We start from the raw sequence: 254 nt of genomic DNA on the forward strand, positions 1-254 counted from the left end.
TCCTTAATTAATTTGTCCATAATACTGTGGGCTAACTTTATCGGGATCGCAAAGCTAATGCCGTTACCACCATTATCGCCACCCACTTGGAATGCCGCGGTGTTGATACCAATGAGCTCACCACCGGTATCGACTAATGCTCCGCCAGAGTTACCGGCATTAATGGCCGCATCTGTTTGTAAGAAGTCTAAGTAACCAGAACTTAAGCCGTTGCGGCCGGTTGCACTAATAATACCTTGGGTAATGGTTTGGCC

Annotated in this window: 1 protein-coding gene; it reads right to left on the bottom strand. The window is 47.2% G+C overall.

The features are described 5' to 3' along the window. A partial coding sequence (locus AAEY78_RS14080; RefSeq protein WP_352340014.1) for a trypsin-like peptidase domain-containing protein occupies nt 1-254 on the bottom strand: 254 nt, incomplete at both ends.

Origin of the sequence: Psychrobacter sp. 16-MNA-CIBAN-0192, from assembly GCF_040309565.1 — a bacterium.
In the GTDB taxonomy this organism is placed as follows: domain Bacteria; phylum Pseudomonadota; class Gammaproteobacteria; order Pseudomonadales; family Moraxellaceae; genus Psychrobacter.